Below are 1,521 nucleotides of genomic sequence, written 5' to 3'. Positions count from 1 at the left end.
GTCGTCCGTGAAGAACGCTGATTTCTGGCTGGATTGATCGCCGGCTCCGTGAAGAGAGCGGTCAGGATTTGCCACAACAAAATCCTGAGCCAGCGGATCAAGCGGCGGAAGTTGTAGCCGGCGGCGGCGAGGACGGCGTTGGCAGCGTCCCCCTGGCGGAGCCAGAGATAATTGCGGCCCATGCGGTGCTCGGCCTTGAGATGGCCGATGACAGGTTCGACGGCGGCCCTGCGGCGCAGTTCGCGCTTGATCTTGGGCGTCACCCCTCGCTTCTGGCCGGAGATGAAGACCCTGAACTTGTGATCGGGCGGCGCGTTGTGGCCGCGGTAGCCCTTGTCGGCGAGAATGCGCGCGATGGTGTTGCCGACCATCGCCTCCATGTCGGGGATGACGGTTTCTAGGGTGTGGCCATCATATGGATTGCCGGGCAACGCCTTTACATGGGTGACGAACTGGCCGCCCTTGGCGCGGCTGATCGTGGTTGCAACGGAGACTTTGACGCCGAACTCGTAAGGCCGATGGGCCTTGCCCTTGCCGATGCATTCGACCTCCGGCGCGTGCAGGGAATAGACCTTCGGCCCGCGTTGACGCTGTTGCTGCTCGCGCACGCGCCGCGCCAGCGGCAGCAGCTTTGCGAACGCCGCCTCGAGCCCGCTGTTGCCATCGATCTTGCGGCCGATGTCGCGGATCACGCGGCCGAGATAGGTCCGCAGCGTCTTGAGCGCCCGGTTGGCGCGCTTGAACTGCTTGGCGTGGGCATAGCGCTGATGCTGGATCAGGGCGAACTTGCCCACCCGCGCATAGGATTGACGCAAGCTCACCCCATGGCGCTGCGCCAGCCGCACCAGCTTCTCGCGCGCCCGGTTCAGAAGCTTCGCATCGGTGGGGAACGTCACGTTCTTGGGCTGAACCGTGGTGTCGACGATCACCCGAGACAAGTCAGACGGCTTGATCGCCTTGGTCCTGGTGGCAACCGACAGGCTCTCCTGGATCAGCGCAGCCAGTCGCTCCTCGCCCATACGGTTGCGCCAGCGCGTCAGCGACGAACGATCGAACACCAGCCGGTGCTGGAAGAACTCCTCGCCGCAGAAGTATTGGTAATAAGGGTTCTCGACCCAACGCTCGCACAGCACTTCGTCGGACAGGTCGTAGGTGTGCTTGAGGATCGCCAGCCCCGCCATCAACCGCGTCGGTAGCGGCGGCCGCCCGGGATCATCGGTGTACACCTCCCCGAACCGCTCCTCCAGGAAGCTCCAATCCACCGTGCGGCCCAGCGTCACCAGCGGATGCTTCAGGTCGATGATCTGATCGAGCCGGGATCGGAAAAGATCCTGCTCTCCCGTTTCCCGTCGTTCCGGTGGCCGCATCTGGTCCCTCGCCAAATCGCTCCCGGACCAGAGAATCACAAATCAAGTTTGCAAGGAATCCCCTTCCGAAGTCCCGATTCTCGGCAAACCCGATTACGCCAACGCGCCATTTCCAGATTCCAAATCAATGACTTGGGAATTCTTCACGGAGGAC

General features: G+C 62.7%; 1 protein-coding gene. It reads right to left on the bottom strand.

The features are described 5' to 3' along the window. Positions 1–1,367, bottom strand: a 1,367-nt coding sequence (locus FXV83_RS39575) for an IS5 family transposase (protein WP_235940572.1), incomplete at its 3' end; no start/stop codon positions are given. Between the last annotated feature and the right edge of the window lie 154 nt (positions 1,368–1,521).

Origin of the sequence: Bradyrhizobium hipponense, from assembly GCF_008123965.1 — a bacterium.
Taxonomy (GTDB): Bacteria; Pseudomonadota; Alphaproteobacteria; order Rhizobiales; family Xanthobacteraceae; genus Bradyrhizobium; species Bradyrhizobium hipponense.
Note: the sequence above shows the minus strand (reverse complement) of the source record. Positions and strands in the feature narration are given on the sequence as shown.